Here is a 19413-nt window from a genome sequence, read left to right as displayed (position 1 = left end):
TGCTGTTTTTGTATAAGCAAGGCAAACTATAGTACATAACAGACTTTAAAACATAGTTGCTCATGCGCTACCTTAAACTCTGGCGGATGCAGCAGGAAAACACTACGCTTTAAGTTAAAGGCAAGAACTATAGTTAGCTTCAGTTAAATTACGCGGTATTAAACTATAAAACAGTCGCTATTTGCCTGAGTTGTTCCGGTCAGGTATAGTTAATATTACCTGAAACCATAGCGAACATTCTTGTAAATGTTTAGAGTTGGTCAATCTGCGTAAATATTCATCTTGATTCTTCCTTTTTTTCTGTAAAATCCTTTAAAGTTAAACTGGCCTCTATTCATGTGCTGTTTACAACTATATAGCACACATTCACTAATTTTCAGAAACCTTCTTTCAAACGTCTACTTTTTCATAATATATCCGTAGTACAAAACACACTTGCAAAAGTTTAATTACTCAAAGCACAGAAACTATAGTTCTGCGCCTGCTACTTCGGATATACTATATGCGCTTCTTGTGTTTGCTGTTATTGTTGTTGGTCGGAAATGCTGTGTTTGCACAACAATACAATTTCCATAACTGGACCTTAGCAGACGGACTGCCGCAATCTCAGATAAACGACATTCATCAGGACCACCGGATGCAAATCTGGGTTGCGACCTACGGAGGCGTCAGCCGATTTGATGGTAACACCTTCTATACGTATACCACTAAGCAGGGCCTGGCAAGCAATAACACCACCTGCATTTTTGAGGATAGTCGAAATCAAATCTGGGTTGGTAGTTCTGACAATGGCCTGACGCGTTTTGATGGAGCTAAATTTATCCTTTATGGCGCCAAAGCCGGTTTAACAAGCACCAATGTAACCAGCATAACCGAAGATAAACTAGGCAAACTATGGGTAGCAACAGATTCCGGTATCTTTACATTAACAGGAAATCAATTCATCAGATCACCAGAATTTAAGAAACAACCTTACACCGTAATTTACAGCGACGCAAAAGGCGCCATTTGGGCTGGCAGCAGATCTGACGGGCTCTACAGGTTGTATCAAAATAAACTATATCATTTTTCAAGCGCTCGATACAACCTCCCATCTAATCATATAACTGCTATCTATAGTGGAGATTCAGCTGATAAAATTTGGATCGGAACTGATAAAGGACCCGCTCTAGTTACCGGCAATAAAGTTACACCGGTACCCCTGCCCGCAACTATAGTTAACCCCTCAGTAACTGATTTTACGCATGACGCATACGGCCACGTACTGATTGCACTACAGAACGACGGCATCCTGTCTGTGAAAGACGACGAGACATTACACCTGACAAAAGCTAATGGCCTTAGTTCTGACCACGTCACCACCTTATACACCGATACGGAAAAGAATACCTGGATAGGCACTAATGGTTATGGTTTGCAACAGCATCGGGCACAATGGTTTCTCCATTATTTTGAATTAGGCGAAATAAGCGAGCCACACATTACAGCCCTTGCTCAGGATACTAAAGGGCGTTTATGGATAGGCACAGCCAACGGGGATGCTGGCTATATACAGCAAGGAAAAATAACGATGTTGCGCACCAGGATCTGGCCGCCGGGCACCACGCTCTATAGTATGTGGGTAGTGTCGCCGGAAGATGTTTGGGTTGCTACCAGCCAGGGCATCTGGAACTTAAAACCCGAAGGGGTAAAGCACTTCTCTTCTGCGCACGGCCTTCCTTCAAATGATGTATATGCTATAGCTGCAGCCCCTGACAATTCCCTGTGGTTTGCTACAGCAGGAGGTGTCGCCACTTATCAGGAAGGCAAGATAACAACTATAGCCTCAGCAGACGGCTCCGACCCAGGTAAGGCATACTATATTTTCAGGGATAAACAGCACCAGCTATGGGTAGGCACAGACAGGCAAGTGTACCAACTTAAGGAAGATAAATTATACCCTGTACCTGAACTTGCAAGCCGTCACTTTGGTAAAGTACGAAGCATTGCAGAGGGCCAGAATGGCTGGCTGTTTTTTGGCGGGTACAACTATGGCCTGTTAGCTTACCATGAAAAAAGTGGTACCACTAAATTATTTAATGCTGGCAATGGCCTGCCCAACGAAGGGGTTAAATCGCTCTATACCGACCGGGACAATAACCTTTGGATAGGCACCAACAGCACCTTGCTTAAAGTAGACCTGTCCTATTTCCAAGAAACCCAGAAGCTCAGATTTAGAGAATACAGTGGGCAAAATGGTTTCCGGGGGCTTGAAGTATCTTATAATGGCATTACCCAAACCCCGGACGGCAAACTATGGTTTGGCACCATCAAAGGACTTACTCAATATATTCCGGAATTGGACAGAATAAATAAAGCAACCCCTGAATTGCTCCTGACCGATATCAGGTTATCGATGCAACCTACTAATTGGGATGAATTAGGCTATAAAACTGACCCTGCAAGCGGCCTTCCTGTAAACCTTCGGTTACCTCATAATAAAAACCACATCACTTTCGACTTTCATGGTATTTGCCTTTCTGATCCGGCAAAAGTAAGATACCGTTATATGCTGGAGGGCCACGATCAGCAGTGGTCTGAAACTACCGAGCATTCTTTCACTACCTATGCCAACTTATCGCCGGGCACTTATACATTTAAGCTGAAAGCACAGAACAATGACGGATACTGGAGTCCGGAGCCCCTCACCTATACTTTCTCGGTTATACCACCGGTCTGGCGCCGGCAGTGGTTTATTGCCATTATGCTTCTGCTGGTTACAGGAGCCATTATAAGCGTGGTGCGCATGCGCGAAAAGAGCCTCCTGAAAATGAATACGCTTTTGGATATGCGTGTGCAGCACCGTACCCGCATGCTGGAGCGCAAAAACCGCGAAAAAGAACTATTACTACAGGAAGTACACCACAGAGTAAAAAATAACCTTCAGATCGTGATTAGCCTACTGAACCTACAGGCCCGCCATGTAAAAGACCCTGCCGCATTGGAAGTAATGCAGGCACTACGCAGTCGTGTGCGTTCCATGGCCTTGCTACATGAGCGCCTTTACCGCCACGATAACCTGGAGCATATCGTACTTGAAGACTATTTCAGAGAGATTTGTGAGAGCCTGTATGCCGCTTACGGAGTTACTGAAGACAGGGTAAAACTGCAGTTTAACATGGCCCCGCTAAAAGTAGACATTGATACGGCCATTACATTGGGGTTAATAGTTAACGAACTTATTTCAAATACGTTGAAGTATGCATTCCCGGATTCATATAGTGGCAGCCTGGGAATAGACCTTGATAAACTGCACGATGACACCTACAGGCTTATAGTTTGGGATAACGGTATCGGCTTCTCCGAGGTGCAGGATCAGCAACAATCTTTTGGGCTTAAACTGGTTTCTTCACTTATAAAGAAACTGGATGGAAGTATAAAATTTGACAACATCAATGGCACTAAAACAATATTGTATTTTGTTTTGCCATCATAATTCAAAATTTCACGTAAGTACCTAATGCTATGACGAAACCTAAAATTCTTATTTCGGAGGACGAGGTGATAATTGCAGAAGACATTGCTGCATGCCTGGAAGACCTAGGGTACGAAACGTGTGCCATCGACTCAGGCGAATCCACCATCGACATGATCCGGGAAACCCAACCGGACCTGGTATTGCTGGATATTAACCTGCGTGGAGATTCGGACGGCGTGGAGATAGGCTCCCGCATAAAACAAGAATTTAACATCCCTTTTATTTACCTGACTGCCTATGCTGATAAACCTACTATAGATCGTGCCAAGAAAACTGAACCTGATGGATTTCTTGTAAAACCCTTCGACGAAAAAAGCCTGCGCTCAACTATAGAGATCGCTTTGTATAAGCATGGCCACACCCTTAAGCACAACGGAAATGGCAACGGCAAGGCTACCGAAAATCCGGATAACCCGAAAGAACAGGAAGCATCGCAGGACTATATTTTTGTTAAAGTAAAGCACCGCATTATTAAAGTAATGTACAGCGACATACTATGGGTCGAGGCCTATGACAACTACTCTTTTATTGTTACTGCCGATCAGAAATACCTGGTTAGTTCTACTTTAAAGGACATGGAACATAAGCTGCCGCCCCACAACTTTGTGCGGGTGCACCGTTCCTACATTGCAAACCTGGATAAGGTAGAAGCACTGGAAGAAAATGCCGTAGTGTTTGGTAAAGGCGAAATTCCGATAGGCAAGTCGTATAAAAAGACATTAATGTCGCGGTTTAACATTCTGTAACTATAGTTTCCTGCTGGTTCGCCACCTCAAATGACATTGTAAAACAGTGGCAGGGCTTTGCCATTCCCCTTTCTTTTCCAGCCTATATGGAACTTCCTGCATTTGCATCAGGTTTTCCGGTTTCCTTATTCACATTAATTAAATACATTTACAGGCCTTTGACTATCAGGAACACTTAAAGATGGTTTACTCAAAATCCTATAGTTTCTGATAAAAAGAGTTTATAGTTATCAGGCAAGTTTGCTAGTTTCTTATAGTATCGGCTGTATATTTAGCCAATAAATCCCTTAAGGTCCCGGTATGGTAGCAGGTATCTCAGTAGTTATTCCAAACTATAATGGTGTCCATCTTTTTGATCAAACACTTCCAACGGTAGAGCAAGCCCTGCAGAATGCGGGCAAGCCCAGCGAGATTATAGTTGTCGATGACTGCTCCACTGATGGCTCTGTAGAGTACCTCCTGAAAAACTACCCGAGTGTTAAGGTTATCGTAAATCCCCGTAACAGAGGATTTTCTGCAACATGTAACTTTGGGGCAGCTACCGCAAAATACGACAAGATATTGCTGCTAAACAGCGACGTTAAACTGACACCCACCTATTTTAATAATCAACTGCGTTACTTTGATAAGCCTGACACATTTGGGGTTATGGGCAGAATTATAGGCTGGGAAGACGAAAAAATACAGGATGGTGCCAAGCTGCCAACATTTCATGGTGTAAAACTGAAAACTTCGGGAAACTACCTGCTTAAAGATGAAACACAGATGCAGGATGGCTTATATTCCATGTACCTGTCTGGCGCCAATGCTTTTGTTGATAAGGAAAAATTCCTGCTGTTAAGTGGCTTTAATGAGCTGTTCTCCCCTTTCTATTCCGAAGATGTAGACCTTTCGCTACGGGCCTGGCGCTTAGGATTTAAGTGCTATTACGACTATAACAGCGTTTGCAAGCACCAGGTAACGACCACTATCAAAGCAAGCTGCAAAAAGAAGTTCATCAATACCATTTACAACCGGAATAAGTTATTCTTACATGCCCTGCACCTGGACGGCGCTACAAAACTTGCCTGGTATTCACAGCTTATGCCCGAGCTGCTCATGCGAGTAGTTACATTTAACTTCAGCTATGTACAATCGTTACAGCTGTTCCTCCAGAAACAAAAAGAGGTTAAAACGTCCAGAGAAGAATTTGAGAGGCTGGCAGCTAAATTAAACACGCGCAAAACTGTGCAGGAAGTGAGCAGCTTTATCCGGGATAGCATAAAAGGAAAAGCACTCCTGGATCTGAAAGGGAAAGAAATACAGTTGTGAGAACAGTCTTTATTTAATCCGCTTGTGCTGTTTACCGTTTTTTACCAGTCCTGCTACCTGCTTTAGTCGCTCTACAACCTTTAACAGGCCAAACACACCCGCAGCGTTATACACTTTTGTTTGTGTTACGCCATTGCTCAGGTAAAACTTGGTGCAAGTGGTTTCAACGTAGCGGCTTCTCAGCTTTCGGCCATATGCCGACCAGAAGGAAGGGATGTGTTCCTGCAATGCTTTCAGGTTACCCTTACTCAGATGGTTCACCATAAAGGGAATCACATAACAGGTATAGCCCAGTATATCGGCAAGCAGGCACAGGTCGGTTCCATACAAATGATACCCTGACAAGTCGCCGGAAACTGTAAGATTGGTAGCCCTGTTAACTATAAGCAGGTTTTCGTCCAGTGAGTAAACTTTGGCCGGCAGGTTATCATACATAATCAATTCATCATCATTCTGAAGATGCATTGCCCTGCCATGGTAGCCATACATGCCTGCGTTGCCACATACAGCCCATTTGTCGTCTTTTGCTGTCAGTTCTTGCAGACACTGCACCAGCCGGTCCTTTGTATCAATGCACCTTACATCCTGGTGCACAATTACCAGATACTGGCCCTGAGCCTGTTTCATGAAAGCGGCAATGCCCTGGTAAGCATCCAGCGAGTTGCCATTTGTGTTATCCACCACCAGGTATTCACAATCTTCCACAAAACCACACTGCTCAAAGCTCTGCTTCATTTCGTGGTATTCATTCCTGTCATTCACAATTGTGCAGATCGAGAACAGGAACGGATAGTCCGGCTCAATTTTAGTCAATACGCGCGGCTCTGGCATGGGCATAGTAGGAAAGGAAGTACCTATAGTTTCTATTTATAACAGGAGATGTTTAACTGCAGATCGTAAGGGCCTTTTGGTGCACGAATGTAAGGATTGGGCGTTATATTATCTGCCTCTTTTATATAGTAACGGAAACCAGCTTCGGATATGATTGCCAGCAGCTCATTTAGCTGTTGAGGCTTGTTTCGGTCACTGTGATACTCTAGAAAGAGGTTCTTCACATTGGCTAATTTTGGAGCGATATGGTGTAGAACAACATGCTCCGCTCCTTCAATATCAAGCTTTAGAAAATCTACCGGCTCATTGAGGTAAGGCAACAGGTCAATAGCTGGTATGGTAACTTTATTGTTCTTACTGGCAAAGTCAGTGGTTAAAGACCCGGCCAAGGCGCCTTCATTGTAAAAGGTCAGCTCTTCGGTTTTATTCCAGACAGCTTTGTTTTCCAGCGTTACATGGATTAACCCGAAACTCTGCACATTTTCTTCCAGCAATCTGAATATATCCTTATCCGGCTCAAAAGCCAGAATACGTGCCTCAGGATAGAGCTGCTTAAAGAAAATGACACTCACACCTATATTTGCACCGCAATCTATGATGTAAGGCACTTTGCTCTCCGCCTGGAAAGCATATACATTACCGCAGAACAACTCCTCAACAGAATGGATCAGCGAGCCGGCATGCGAGAATTTGAAATCTTTGCCTAAAAATGTAACAGTACCTTCCCTGAAGCTCTTGTAGCCTTTCAGAAATTTTACAGCATCCTCATCCAAAAACTTATTTATTTTCTGCGCTTTAGCTTTAGGATACGCCTTATAAAAGTCTACAGTCTTAAGTACCCTGTCCGGTAGATATTTATTGAAAATTCTTGTTAAGTGGCCCATGTGCTGTGCGTATTCTGGTTTTATTAAAGCGTCCTGAAACTTGGCTATAAACCGGCGTAGATTATATGATTTTATAGTTCTTGTACTCAAACGGCCTGTAACCTGTAAGGCGCTCAACAAATAATTTCACCCGATCTTTTAATCTGTAATGTTTCTTGCTGAGGTCCCGGCTAAAGTTCCAGTTCTTTCTGGCAATCCGGTCGTGCATAACTTTAGGGTGCTTGCCTTCAAACAGCTTTATCGGTTCAATATCGGAAAAATCGAACTCTTCGTTATGCACAATGTTCTCTTTTATCCACTCATCCGAGTTCCAGAACTTGCTGCTGTTTTCGTACTTTTTCTGCAGTGCCACAGGGTCGCGCACCCAGCCATAGTGGTGGATGTAAGCATCAATGAGCTTAACCTGTAGTTTCTGGTTATTGCCCTTCCGGAATCCCTGGGCATCTTTGTAGGAGTAGATATCACTGCGCTTCCGCACTATTCTTATCTCGCGTCTGTACCAGCTGGTTGCATCGCCTTCGTAATCATAAGAACCATAAAAGTGGCGGTATTTAAACAAGAGCCCATCCACTTCCGGGTCATCCTTATACTCCAGCATCGCTCTCCGAACATTATCCAGGTAATCTTCATGCATTACTTCATCGCCCTGGATATAGATGGCCCAATCAGAATCATCGGCAACAGCAGCGTAGGCTTTATCTGTTTCTACAGCCAGTACACGGCCACCCTCACGCAGGCTATCGTCCCATACCGTTTCTATAATCCTGATTTTGGGAGAATCTATACTTTTGATGAGCTCTAAAGTGTTATCTTCAGAATTGCCCACAGCTACCACCACTTCATCACAAACAGGCAGAATAGAGTTGATCGCTTCCAATATAGGATAGTCGTAGACTACAGCATTACGAACAAAAGTAAATCCACTGACTTTCATTAAAACATCTGTTTATAATACCTATAAAGGTAATAAACCATTTCGATTATTTTTCTACCAGTATGCTCAACTATAGCAGTTTTAATACACCTAAAATACTGATTACAGCTGGTGGTTTTACCTATAGTTATAGTAGCTACAAAAAAAGAAGCCGGCTTAGTAGCCGGCTTCTCTGGTTTTATTAAGGGAACGTAATTCTTATTAGTATCTGTAATACTCTGGCTTAAACGGACCTTCTACGGTTACGCCAATGTATGCAGCCTGATCCGGAGTAAGTTCATCCAACTCTACACCAATTTTACCTAAGTGCAGGCGGGCAACTTTCTCATCCAGGTGCTTAGGCAGCGTGTAAACTTTGTTCTCGTACGCATCTGCGTTTGTCCAAAGCTCTAACTGCGCCAGAGTCTGGTTTGAGAATGAGTTAGACATTACAAACGATGGGTGACCAGTAGCGCAACCTAGGTTTACCAGGCGGCCTTCAGCCAGTACGATGATGTCTTTTCCTTCGATGTTATAAAGATCAACCTGTGGCTTGATCTCATCTTTTGTATTGCCGTAAGCGCCATTCAGCCACGCCATGTCGATCTCGTTATCGAAGTGACCAATGTTACAAACAATGGCTTTATCTTTCATAGAACGGAAGTGCTGCTCTGTGATGATGTCCTTGTTGCCAGTTGCTGTAACAATGATGTCCGCTTCTTTCACGGCATCAGCCATGCGCTTCACTGCAAAGCCGTCCATAGCAGCCTGCAGCGCGCAGATCGGATCAATTTCAGTAACGATAACGCGGGCACCTGCACCTCTTAGTGAAGCAGCAGAACCTTTACCCACATCGCCGTAACCGGCAACAACAGCTACTTTACCAGCCATCATTACGTCAGTAGCGCGACGGATCGCATCTACCAACGACTCTTTACAGCCGTACTTGTTATCGAACTTAGACTTCGTTACAGAGTCGTTTACGTTAATGGCAGGCATTGGCAGCGTTCCGTTCTTTACACGTTCGTAAAGTCTGTGCACACCTGTTGTAGTTTCTTCTGAAAGACCTTTGATGCCGCCAGCCAGTTCAGGATACTTATCAAGTACCATGTTGGTCAGGTCGCCGCCATCATCCAGAATCATGTTAAGTGGCTTACGGTCCTCACCGAAGAACAGGGTTTGCTCAATGCACCAGTCAAATTCTTCGGCATTCATACCTTTCCAGGCGTAAACCGAGATACCCGCAGCAGCAATGGCAGCAGCAGCGTGGTCCTGAGTTGAGAAAATATTGCAGGATGACCAGGTAACTTCCGCACCCAGTTCAACCAGTGTTTCAATCAGCACAGCAGTCTGGATCGTCATGTGTAAGCAACCAGCAATGCGAGCACCTGCCAACGGCTTGCTTGCGCCATATTCTTCACGAATTGCCATCAGGCCAGGCATTTCTGCTTCAGCCAGTCTTATCTCTTTACGGCCCCACTCAGCCAGTGAAATGTCTTTTACTTTGTACTTCAGATATGTATCTACCATTTTTAATGTTTTTTCAGATGAAAACTCAAAATTACGGAATTTGTTACGCAAATCAATAAATAGTTAGGCTACAGCAGTTTTAGCAAAAAGCAGTGCCTGCCAACAGGCAAACACTGCTTCTAAGTAAAGTATAAACTAGTGTATCAGCGTTTATGGTCTGACGTGCTCAATGATCTGAGCTCCCAGCGTATTTGTGTTTCCTGATGGCGGTTGTACAAAACCTCTGGCAAAAATAGTGTAGATTTTACCATCCTGCAGGTTTATGTCATTTAACGATAGCACAGCGGTGTTATCAGCATCCAGGCGAACTTCCAGGTCATAACTACCTGCCGGTACCGAAACAAACCCTGATGCCTGTCTGAAACTTTGTGCGTTAAACAGCACGGCTTCGTTAGGTGTGGTCACGTTTACAATATCAACAGCGGGCGCGTCAGGCGACAAGTGTACAAAACGGACTTTTGCATTGCCGGCAGTTGGCGCTGTTAGATCATCTTCCAGAACCAGCGGCTCTATGTTATTGCTTCCCAGCGAACCAGCCGCAAATATGGTATAGTTTCTATTGTTCTGGAAAGTAATATTACCATCTATTACTGAAGTAGTTGTACCTGTAGCATTAACCTTAATATTTCTGCTTCCTGCAGGAACATCCAAATAGACGGTATTATTAGGGAAGGTTAATGCTGTAGCGTTAACTTTGGCGTTATCTACAAACAGGTCCACTCCAGGGGCATCAGGCGAGGCATGAACAACCATAACTCTTGCTTTCTGCTCAATAACTGGCACATCATCATCATCGTCATCACAACTTGCCAACATTGCAGCGGGCAAAACAGCGAGTACAATCAATTTCATCCATTTTCTCATAGCTTTTAAATTTTAGTGAATAATTAGGATATAATGGCTATAAAACCAGCGGGAAAAAGAATTGTTTAACCGTAAACCTGGTTTTTTTAAGTACAGCAGAATCCTTTTTTAACAGTACTTTTGCTGTACAGCCTGTTTATTAACGAACCATTTGTAAGCTGCAGTATGCGACCCTTTACCGAAAATGAGAAGAAGTTTGTGATGGAACACCTGCAGGAACAGCCATCTGCCCTGATGTTGCAGGCCCACCGCTACTCAGAATTGCCCGTTCCGGAGCTGGTAAAGCAGATACAGGCACGTCAAAAAGCAATGGGAAAATTACCCGCATGGGCACTTAATCCGGAACTGATATTTCCAGCAAATATTTCGGTAGAGCAGAGCTCTTCGGAAGCGACAGCTGCTTTTAAGTCATCTTTGGTAAGTGGTAAACTGTTAGCAGACCTTACCGGGGGTTTCGGGGCCGACAGCTATTACTTTGCCAAAAGCTTTGAGCAGGTTATACACGTGGAACAAAACCAGGAACTATCAGAAATTGCAGACTATAACTTTAAAGCGCTTGGGGCAGCTAACATACAAACTATAGCTACCACTGCTGCTGCATTTCTGCAAAGCTTTACCGGCTACGCCAACGTGCTGTACCTGGATCCTGCCCGCCGCGGCGACCGCGCAGAAAAACTGCATTTGCTGCAGGACTGCGAACCTGATGTACTCGGTTTGTTGCCCCAACTATTACAGAAAGCTGATAAAGTACTGCTGAAGACCTCGCCGATGCTGGACATAGACCTGGCCATTGCACAGTTGGGGATGGTAGCAAAGGTGTGGGTAATTGCAGTGCAGAATGAATGCAAGGAGGTTTTGTACCTGTTGCAGCAGAATCCACCGGAACAACTGCAGATACAGGCTGTTAATATTAAGAACGACGGCACATTGAGCACGTTTACTTTTACCACTGCACAGGAGCAAACTATAGCAGCGCCTTATTCTGACCCGCTCACTTATATTTATGAGCCTAATGCAGCCATACTTAAAGCCGGTGCTTATAAAAGCATAGCACAACAGTATAGTTTATTTAAACTGCACCCGAACAGCCACCTGTATACATCCGATGTGCTGCTGCCCGATTTTCCGGGACGTGCATTTGTTTGCACCAGCGTTAGCCGCTTTAATAAGAAAGAGCTGCTGGCAAAGCTTCCTCAAAAACAGGCTAACATTACGGTGCGCAATTTTCCAGATTCGGTTGCCAACATCCGCAAAAAGACCGGTATCCGGGAAGGGGGAAATAATTATCTGTTTTTTACGACCGACATGCACCAGAAGCCAATCGTACTGTTTTGCGAAAAGGCATAAAGGCCCTTGTAAAAATTTCTCAAAAATTTATGCAGGGCGTAAAATGCACTTAGGCTGATTAGAGTGCAGCACCATTCTATAGTATGATAGCTCCTCTTTTCAACTCTAATCGGCTACGTACCAACTACATACACCCGTTATTATAGTCAAATAAATCTATATAAAGTTTATTCTGGTAGCCTCGGCAAAATACTATAACATAGCCTGCATTAAATAATCCGAACTGTTAACTGCCTGCTATTTGCCTCGTAAAACAGTTGGTAAAGCCCTATTGGGTAATACATGTTTAACCAAAACCTTCTAAGCTATGAAAAGCAACAACATGAATAACCAGGACAAGAATAACAGTTCATCTTCTAACAATTCGCGTAGCAACATGGGCTCTTCTTCACAGAGTTCGTCTTCTATGCGTAACTCTTCAAATTCAGGTGGTTCGTCTTCATCAGGCAGAACATCTAACCTGAATAGCGGCAGCAGCAACAAAAACACCGGTCAGGGTCGTGGCTGGCACGGCGATCCGGAAGGACATGCCAAAGCAGGAAGTCAAAGTCATAAAAACAACAATAATTCTGGTTCCGGCAACAAATCCGGCAACCGGTAAAACTATAGTCTAACTAAAGGTATAAATAGTTCTTGTACAGCAGGAGCTGTTTATACCTTTTAGTTTTATATGCCTCTCCAAGTACAGAAAACAAACTTAAAAATTAGTGAGTCATGAAAGATAACCAGAATAAAGATCAGCAGAACCAGCAGGGTCAGCAGCAGAAAGGAAGCTCGAGCAATCCGCAGAATTCTTTTCAGGCTGGCAAGCAGGGCGGGCAAAAGTCGCAGCAGATAACAAACCAGGGCAGTAACAACCCGAACGCGATGGGCAATTCTGCATCCCGAACCGGCAACCAGAACAAACCAACACAAGGCGCTGGTCAGGGCAGCCGAATGGAAACAGACCAGAGCGGCCAAAAAGACATTTCGAACAACCTGAAAAACGATGCGGTAGGCCAGTTCGGATCAAATAATCCGACACCGCAGGCGCGCACCGACAATGAACAGGATAACGCACGAAACCAAAGCGACCAATAATGTAAAGTAGAAGTTTAGCAAAGTGAGCAGCTATAGTTTAAACTATAGCTGCTTTTTTTATGGCTACCGTTCTGATTTATAGTTTATATTTACTTTTAACTATATACTTGAGCAGATGCCAGACGCGAAAAGGAACCTGATTATTGATGCAGCTATAGTTGCCAGCTTTGTACTGCTGAAATTTGTAATGCAGTATGCGCTGGTTGATGCGGCCTATGACCTGCATCGCGATGAATACCTGCACCTGGACCAGGCCAACCATTTAGCAGCCGGATATATATCGGTGCCGCCATTTACCGCGCTTGTGGCCTGGGTAATACAGGCATTGGGCAATAGCTACTTCTGGGTCCGGTTTTTCCCGGCTTTGTTTGGCGCCATAACTATAGTTGTGGTATGGCTGACTGTAGATGAACTGAAAGGCGGACGCTTTGCAAAAATATTAGCGGCTACAGCAATACTTTTTTCAGCTATGCTCCGGCTAAATATGCTGTTCCAGCCCAACTCGTTCGATATTCTTTGCTGGTCGCTTACCTTTTATCTTTTTATCCGTTTCCTGCACACGCAAAATGTAAAGTGGCTGTACGGTTTAGCTATAGTCATCGGACTGGGTTTTCTGAACAAGTACACCATTCTGTTTCTGGTACTGGGCCTGGCTGCAGCGCTGCTCCTTTCGCCATACCGTAAGTTATTTGCCCAAAAGCATTTATACCTGGCTGCATTTACAGCCCTTATAGTTGCTTCGCCTAACCTGATCTGGCAGGTGCAGCACAACTTCCCGGTACTATCGCATATGCAGGAGCTAAAGGCCACGCAGCTGGTAAATGTTTCGCCACCTGCTTTTCTGCTGGACCAGCTGCTGTTCTTTATCGGCTCTGTTTTTATCTGGCTCGGGGCGCTGGTAGCGTTTATAGTTTACAGGCCTTTCCGGCCCTACCGGTTTGTTGGGCTATGTTACCTACTCGTGATGCTGCTGTTCCTGGCCCTGAAAGCAAAGAGCTACTACACCATTGGCTTATATCCTGTGCTTATTGCTTTTGGCAGTGTGTATTGGGAGCAACTGTTCAGCAAAAACTGGCTGCGCTATACCCGCCCGGCCTGGGTTTTGGTTCCTATAGTCTTATTTATTCCGCTCGTGAATGTGGTTTTCCCGGTGCTGAGCCCTGCCGAGATACAGGTGAATGCGCAAAAGTTTAAAGACCTGAACCTGCTAAAGTGGGAAGACGGGAAAGAACACCACCTGCCCCAGGATTTTGCCGATATGCTGGGCTGGCAGGAACTAGAAACTATAGCCACATCAGCTTACCAGCAAATACCCGAAGCAGAGAAACCGTACACCCTTATCCTCTGCGACAACTATGGACAGGCAGGCGCTATTAATTACTATAGCCATAAAAAGCTTCCCCCGGCCGTATCCTTTAATGCCGACTATATTTACTGGTTTCCGGACCTGCCGCAGCTTAAGCATTTTATTCTTATAAAGGAGGCCGGCGAAGAACCGCTTCAGGAAGATGAAAAAGCTTACTTCAAAAGTATCAGAAAAGTCGGCAGTATCGAGGACCCTTATGCACGCGAAACAGGAACTACGGTATATCTGCTCTCGGGTATTGCCCCTGAAGTAAAGCCTTACCTGTACCAGCTGCTGGTAGTAAAACAGAGCGACCCATTTGCAAGATTAGAATAATTACTTTTTACTTACCCATTTATTGCCTTTTATGTAAAACCGCCAGGGTAGCAGGGCGTCGTCGCCTGCATAGTCTATGCCCACACGTGGAACAGTCATCATTTCGGCTTCAGGTATCCGGATGCCCTTATCTTCGAGCCAGATGGTGTTGCCTGTCAGGTTTTCGCCGTAGTGTTTGCGGTTAATACCGAGAGCGATGCTCATCACGCCTGGGCCAGCGGTTAGGTTCGATTTTATAGTTGGCATGTTCCGGCGCAGCAACATTTCTTCTGTACCGACCTCCGGCTCAATGGCGCGAATCAGCACTGCATCGGCTTTGCCTTCTACATTGGTGATAATATTAAACAGGTTATAGATGCCATACACCAGGTACACATAGGCTACGCCACCCTCGTGGTACATAATTTCGGTGCGGGCAGTCCGGCGGTTCATGTGGGCATGGCAGGCGCGGTCATTCTCTCCCGAATAAGCTTCTGTTTCCACTATCATTCCGCCGGTTAGCATACCATCTACAGCAGTATAGAGGTACTTGCCCAGCAGCTCCTGCGCTATCTGCACCACATCAGGCCGGGTGTAAAAGTCTTTAGGTAGCTTCAATTCCGTTGTTTGTTGTTGATTGTTCGTTATTCGTTAAAAGCGTGCAAAAGTTAGTCTATAGTTTGCGTGAGGGATGGAGCGGTTGCTTGAGCTCCTATAGTTGGGCACCAACTATAGAGCGAGCCGCGAGAGCCCGACGGCCCAGCCGGCACACCCAACTATAAGCTATCATCCTTGAAGTTTCAGGAATAGAAATAACCCGCCCCTAATCCCTCCGAGGAGGGGAATTAGCTAATTACCGCGAACCAACTATAAACAGCTTTTTGAGAACTACGAGAATTAAATACACCTAATTCATATTTCTTAATACATAATTCGTAATTTTACCCCCGATTGGTGGCTGAAACTATAGCCTGTAGTTTTGGCCTTAAAAGGGAAACAGGTGTAATACCTGTGCTGTTCCCGCAACTGTGATCTTCACCAAAGGGTTAGCCTAAACCAGTGCCACTGTGCTTTGCATGGGAAGGCAGGCTGACTGAAGAGAGCCAGGAGACCTGCCAGTCCGGACAACGATTTGTCGTATGCTTTCGGGTAAAAAGCTGCGCGGTTTCTGCCTCATCCGGCTCTTACTGCACACCTCATAGCCCTTTAGCATGCTTCGGGATAAAAGCATAAACCTAAGTGGCGTACCGTATTTTACAGCTTCTGTTTTTAACTATAGTTGCCCTGCCCACCGCAGCGCAACAGGATACAACTGCCTACCACCTAAAAAGCGTGGAAGTTTTTGGCCGACCTGCCGAAGTATTTGCAGCCGGCAGCCGCGTGACAACTATAGACAGCAGCTACCTCAAAATTTACAGCAGCAGTTCTTTAGCAGATGCCCTGCAGGCACGCACGCCGGTCTATTTTAAAAGCTATGGCGTAAACGGACTTTCCAGCGTGTCGTTCCGGGGTACCAATGCCTCGCAAACCGCAGTGCTCTGGAATGGCCTGAACATTGGTTTACCCACACTCGGGCAGGCTGATTTTTCGACGTTACCGCTCAGCGGAATTGGTGAAGTGTCGGTGCAGGCTGGCTCGGCGGGAGCCATGTATGGCAATGGCGCCATTGGCGGGGCTGTGTTACTAAACTCCCCTACCTATAACACAAAGGGCCTGGGGCTGGAACTGCAACAGGAAGTGGGCAGCTTTGGCCGCTACTACAGCAATGGCAGCATCCGGTTTGGTACAGATAAACTACAGCTAGCTATAGGCGCCTACCGCAGAACTGCCGAAAACAACTTCAACTACACCGACATCTCCCGCTTTGGCAACCCGAAACGCACCGAAGACCACGCCGCCCAGAAACAATATGGCCTTACACAGGATCTAAGCTGGAAGATTTCACCTAAAACCAGCATTGTCCTGCACAGCTGGTACACAGAAGCCGACAGGGAATTACAATCAGCCATGGGGTCGGCGCAGAACAATGCCGAACAGCTGGACAGAAACCTGCGCCTGATCACAGCGCTGACGCACGAAAGCAACCTGGGCAAAACCGATGTAAAGCTGGCTTATTTTAAAGACTACCTTCGCTACACCGCTGACGCTACCAACTCGCTGGCCGATGTGCAGACTTACCAGCTACAGGCTGAGCAAACCTATACCAAAGGCGAAAGCTGGAGCCTGCGAGGTGGCATTAACCTGCAGCATTTCGTAGCTGACAACAATGGCTATGCCACTACCGAACATGAGAACCGTGCATCAGTTTTTGCCCTTCTACGTTGCGACCCCACCCATAATCTGGACCTGAGCCTGAACCTGCGCCAGACATTTGTGCAGAACTATAACCCAACTCCCACGCCAGCTTTTGGCTTTAACTGGAGATTCTTTCAGCATAACCAGCACCAGTTTTATTTAAAAGGAAATGTTGCAGGAAGCTACCGGGTGCCTACGCTTAACGATCGTTTCTGGGTAAATGCAGGCAACCCTGACCTGAAGCCAGAGCAGGGTTGGAACTATGAAAGCGGGCTTCGCCATGTATTTGTTTCCGGAGATAAACTGCTGCTCGAAACCGAAGCTACCGGGTACTACATGCTGATCGATGACTGGCTGCAATGGGCTCCGGACGCTACTGGCCGCTGGCGACCTGCAAACCTGCAGAAAGTGCGCTCAATGGGAGTAGAACTGAGCCAGCAGGTAACGGCTACGCTGGGCAGTGTAAAACTGAACACATCGGCAGGTTATACTTATGCCTCGTCGGAGCAGGTAGAAGTGTACGAAGGGCAGGGTGACAAGAATAAGCAACTGATGTATGTACCACGGCATAAAGGCGTATTTGCAGCCGGCATTAACTATAGAAACTGGCAACTGAACGCTGACCTGAACTATACCGGCCTGCGCTACACCAGCAACTCCCAAACCACCAGCCTCGACAGTTTTATGCTGCTTAATGCCGTCCTGAGCAGGCAACTGCAGATCGGCCCGAGCAGATTCATCCTGACTTTCCGATCCGATAATATTACCAATGAAGTGTACCAGACAATGGCTTACCATGCTATGCCGCTCCGGAGTTACACCGTCAGCTTACGCTTTTTAATTCCTTAACTATAAAACCACTTACAACTATAAAATGAAAAGAATGCTAAAGCTTCGCAGTTATTTAATGGCGGCCTTGTTATTTACCACCGCCTTTGGGTTTACAAGCTGCGAAGAAGAAAAAGTAGAACCTGTAATTGTAGAAGAAGACCCTAAAGTAAGAGGCCCATTCGACCAGAAAGGCGTTTTTATACTGAACGAAGGTAACTACGGCACCCCGAACGGCTCTATCTCGTTCCTCAGCGACAGCGCAGGCCATGAGGTAAAGAACTATATTTTTACAGCTGCCAACGGAGGCCGCCCGCTTGGTGATGTTATCCAGGATATGGTGCTGCACGATACATTGGCTTATGTTGTGGCGAATAACAGCAACAAGATAGAGGTGGTTGATGCCTTTACTTTTAAGACCGTAGCTGTGATAGAAGGCCTGCAGCAGCCACGCTATTTTGCTGCGCTGAACGGTAACAAAGGCTATGTAACAGAATGGGTAGCCTACGGCGGCAATGGCCGAGTATCTGTAATTGACCTGAAAACGAATAAGGTAATCAAAACGATCGCGGTTGGCGCTATGCCGGAACAGCTGATTGTAGCAAACGGTAAGCTTATAGTTGCCAATGGCGGCGATAACACGCTCTCCATTATCAACCCTTCAGCAGATATAGTTGAGACAACTATAGAAGTCATTGACGGCCCAAGCAACCTGGTGAAAGACAAAGATCAGAACATCTGGATTCTGAGCACCGGCAAAGTAGTTTATACTGATGACTGGTCAGCCATCGATTACACCAAAACTACTGCTGGCGCGCTTTCAAAGCTGAATACAAGCACGTTTAAAATCGAGCAGAAATTCGTGGTACCAAGCAACCAGAGCATGCCTAAAAACCTGGCTGTAAACGGCACCGGCGACAAACTATACTTTAACTACCAGAATAAAACCTACGAGCATCCGGTAAGCGCTACTTCACTTGGCAGCACTGTAGTGATAAACCGCGACTTTTATAGTTTGGGAGTAGACCCTGAGAACGGTAACATTTTCGGTTCAGATGAAAATAATTTCTCCGGCAGTGGCACCGTATTTATTTACAGCCCGGCTGGCCAGAAGATAAAAGAGTTTAAAGCCGGCATCGCACCAAACGGCTTTGTTTTTAATTAATTGTGAACATTGGTTGATAAAAGACAGCTGCTTCTGTATCAGGAGCAGCTGTTTTATTTTACAGCAAGGTTTGTCTGAATCAGGATTTACAGGATTAAAGGATTGGCTATAGTTGTGGCTCTAGTACTATAGTTGCTACAGGTCCAACTACCCCTAACCCCTCCTTGTCTAAGGCGGGGAATTTTCTGCTACTACTTTAGTTGAGTGGCTATAGTTCTATAGTTGGCATTTTAACCCACCCCTACCCCTCCCGAAAGGGAAATTACTACTTTTCCTATAGTTGATCCTATAGTTTTATAGTTACAGACCACGGTAGGCAGGCGCAGCCTGGCCCAAGCAACTACCACCACGGAAAAGCTACGAGCTATAGCCATTCCAACCATAAGAACTATAGCTATCGAAAGATCTCAGTCTTTGGGTTGAGCGCCTCGAGAGGTTCCGG

At 45.5% G+C, this 19413-nt stretch carries 16 protein-coding genes and 1 riboswitch; of the genes, 9 read left to right on the top strand and 7 right to left on the bottom strand.

Translation table 11 applies throughout. From position 1 onward, the window contains the following. The first annotated feature begins 502 nt into the window (after positions 1 to 502). The 3 genes from GXP69_RS03475 to GXP69_RS03465 all read left to right on the top strand — a co-directional run bounded on the left by GXP69_RS03475 (position 503) and on the right by GXP69_RS03465 (position 5574). A complete protein-coding gene (locus GXP69_RS03475) occupies positions 503 to 3475 on the top strand; it encodes a ligand-binding sensor domain-containing protein (RefSeq protein WP_163912416.1) in 2973 nt (990 codons plus the stop codon). Between the two features lie 29 nt (positions 3476 to 3504). Beyond that, entirely contained in the window at positions 3505 to 4263 is a 759-nt protein-coding gene (locus tag GXP69_RS03470; RefSeq protein WP_163912414.1) for a LytR/AlgR family response regulator transcription factor, read from the top strand. A gap of 300 nt (positions 4264 to 4563) precedes the next feature. Continuing rightward, complete coding sequence (locus tag GXP69_RS03465; RefSeq protein ID WP_163912412.1) at positions 4564 to 5574, top strand: glycosyltransferase family 2 protein; 1011 nt, start codon at positions 4564 to 4566, stop codon at positions 5572 to 5574. Between the two features lie 9 nt (positions 5575 to 5583). On the opposite strand, the gene GXP69_RS03460 is transcribed toward GXP69_RS03465, so the two are convergent. From GXP69_RS03460 to GXP69_RS03440, 5 genes are all read right to left on the bottom strand, one after another. Then, a complete protein-coding gene (locus tag GXP69_RS03460; RefSeq protein WP_204281890.1) occupies positions 5584 to 6411 on the bottom strand; it encodes a hypothetical protein in 828 nt (275 codons plus the stop codon). 26 nt (positions 6412 to 6437) lie between these two features. Beyond that, positions 6438 to 7406 carry an FkbM family methyltransferase gene (locus GXP69_RS03455; protein ID WP_163912409.1) on the bottom strand — a complete coding sequence of 323 codons (969 nt, stop codon included), beginning with the start codon at positions 7404 to 7406 and terminating at the stop codon, positions 6438 to 6440. Next, a complete protein-coding gene (locus tag GXP69_RS03450) occupies positions 7351 to 8223 on the bottom strand; it encodes a glycosyltransferase family protein (RefSeq protein WP_163912407.1) in 873 nt (290 codons plus the stop codon). Before GXP69_RS03450 ends, GXP69_RS03455 begins: the two co-directional genes overlap by 56 nt. 201 nt (positions 8224 to 8424) lie before the next feature. Beyond that, complete coding sequence (ahcY, locus tag GXP69_RS03445; RefSeq protein ID WP_163912405.1) at positions 8425 to 9732, bottom strand: adenosylhomocysteinase; 1308 nt, start codon at positions 9730 to 9732, stop codon at positions 8425 to 8427. A gap of 150 nt (positions 9733 to 9882) precedes the next feature. Beyond that, positions 9883 to 10596, bottom strand: coding sequence for a DUF4397 domain-containing protein (locus GXP69_RS03440; protein ID WP_163912404.1), 714 nt, complete (start codon positions 10594 to 10596; stop codon positions 9883 to 9885). A gap of 165 nt (positions 10597 to 10761) precedes the next feature. Here GXP69_RS03440 and GXP69_RS03435 point away from each other — a divergent pair, with 165 nt between their 5' ends. The 4 genes from GXP69_RS03435 (at position 10762) to GXP69_RS03420 (ending at position 14704) form a co-directional block, all read left to right on the top strand. Next, a complete protein-coding gene (locus GXP69_RS03435) occupies positions 10762 to 11943 on the top strand; it encodes a THUMP-like domain-containing protein (RefSeq protein WP_163912402.1) in 1182 nt (393 codons plus the stop codon). Positions 11944 to 12250: 307 nt separating this feature from the next. After that, complete coding sequence (locus GXP69_RS03430) at positions 12251 to 12544, top strand: hypothetical protein (protein WP_163912400.1); 294 nt, start codon at positions 12251 to 12253, stop codon at positions 12542 to 12544. A gap of 113 nt (positions 12545 to 12657) precedes the next feature. Next, positions 12658 to 13023: a hypothetical protein gene (locus GXP69_RS03425; RefSeq protein ID WP_163912397.1), complete on the top strand. Its 366-nt coding sequence runs from the start codon at positions 12658 to 12660 to the stop codon at positions 13021 to 13023. Positions 13024 to 13138: 115 nt separating this feature from the next. After that, a complete protein-coding gene (locus GXP69_RS03420) occupies positions 13139 to 14704 on the top strand; it encodes a glycosyltransferase family 39 protein (protein WP_163912395.1) in 1566 nt (521 codons plus the stop codon). On the opposite strand, the gene GXP69_RS03415 is transcribed toward GXP69_RS03420, so the two are convergent. After that, positions 14705 to 15301, bottom strand: coding sequence for a DNA-3-methyladenine glycosylase (locus GXP69_RS03415; protein ID WP_163912393.1), 597 nt, complete (start codon positions 15299 to 15301; stop codon positions 14705 to 14707). A gap of 317 nt (positions 15302 to 15618) precedes the next feature. Continuing rightward, positions 15619 to 15817: riboswitch (cobalamin riboswitch) on the top strand. A 105-nt stretch (positions 15818 to 15922) separates the two neighbouring features. On the opposite strand from GXP69_RS03415, the gene GXP69_RS03410 reads away from it, so the two are divergent. Together GXP69_RS03410 and GXP69_RS03405 are read left to right on the top strand one after the other, a co-directional pair. Next, the gene (locus GXP69_RS03410) at positions 15923 to 17827 is read left to right on the top strand and encodes a TonB-dependent receptor plug domain-containing protein (protein WP_163912391.1); all 1905 of its coding nucleotides are present in this window, start codon (positions 15923 to 15925) and stop codon (positions 17825 to 17827) included. A 25-nt stretch (positions 17828 to 17852) separates the two neighbouring features. Further along, positions 17853 to 18971 (top strand): YncE family protein, encoded by a 1119-nt coding sequence (locus tag GXP69_RS03405; RefSeq protein WP_163912389.1) that lies wholly within the window; start codon positions 17853 to 17855, stop codon positions 18969 to 18971. Between the two features lie 230 nt (positions 18972 to 19201). Here GXP69_RS03405 and GXP69_RS03400 read toward each other — a convergent pair whose 3' ends face one another. Continuing rightward, positions 19202 to 19354: a hypothetical protein gene (locus GXP69_RS03400; protein WP_204281889.1), complete on the bottom strand. Its 153-nt coding sequence runs from the start codon at positions 19352 to 19354 to the stop codon at positions 19202 to 19204. Positions 19355 to 19413 lie beyond the last annotated feature (59 nt).

It is taken from the genome of Pontibacter burrus (assembly GCF_010686685.1).
In the GTDB taxonomy this organism is placed as follows: Bacteria; Bacteroidota; Bacteroidia; order Cytophagales; family Hymenobacteraceae; genus Pontibacter; species Pontibacter burrus.
This window is presented reverse-complemented; position numbering and strand designations above follow the sequence as displayed.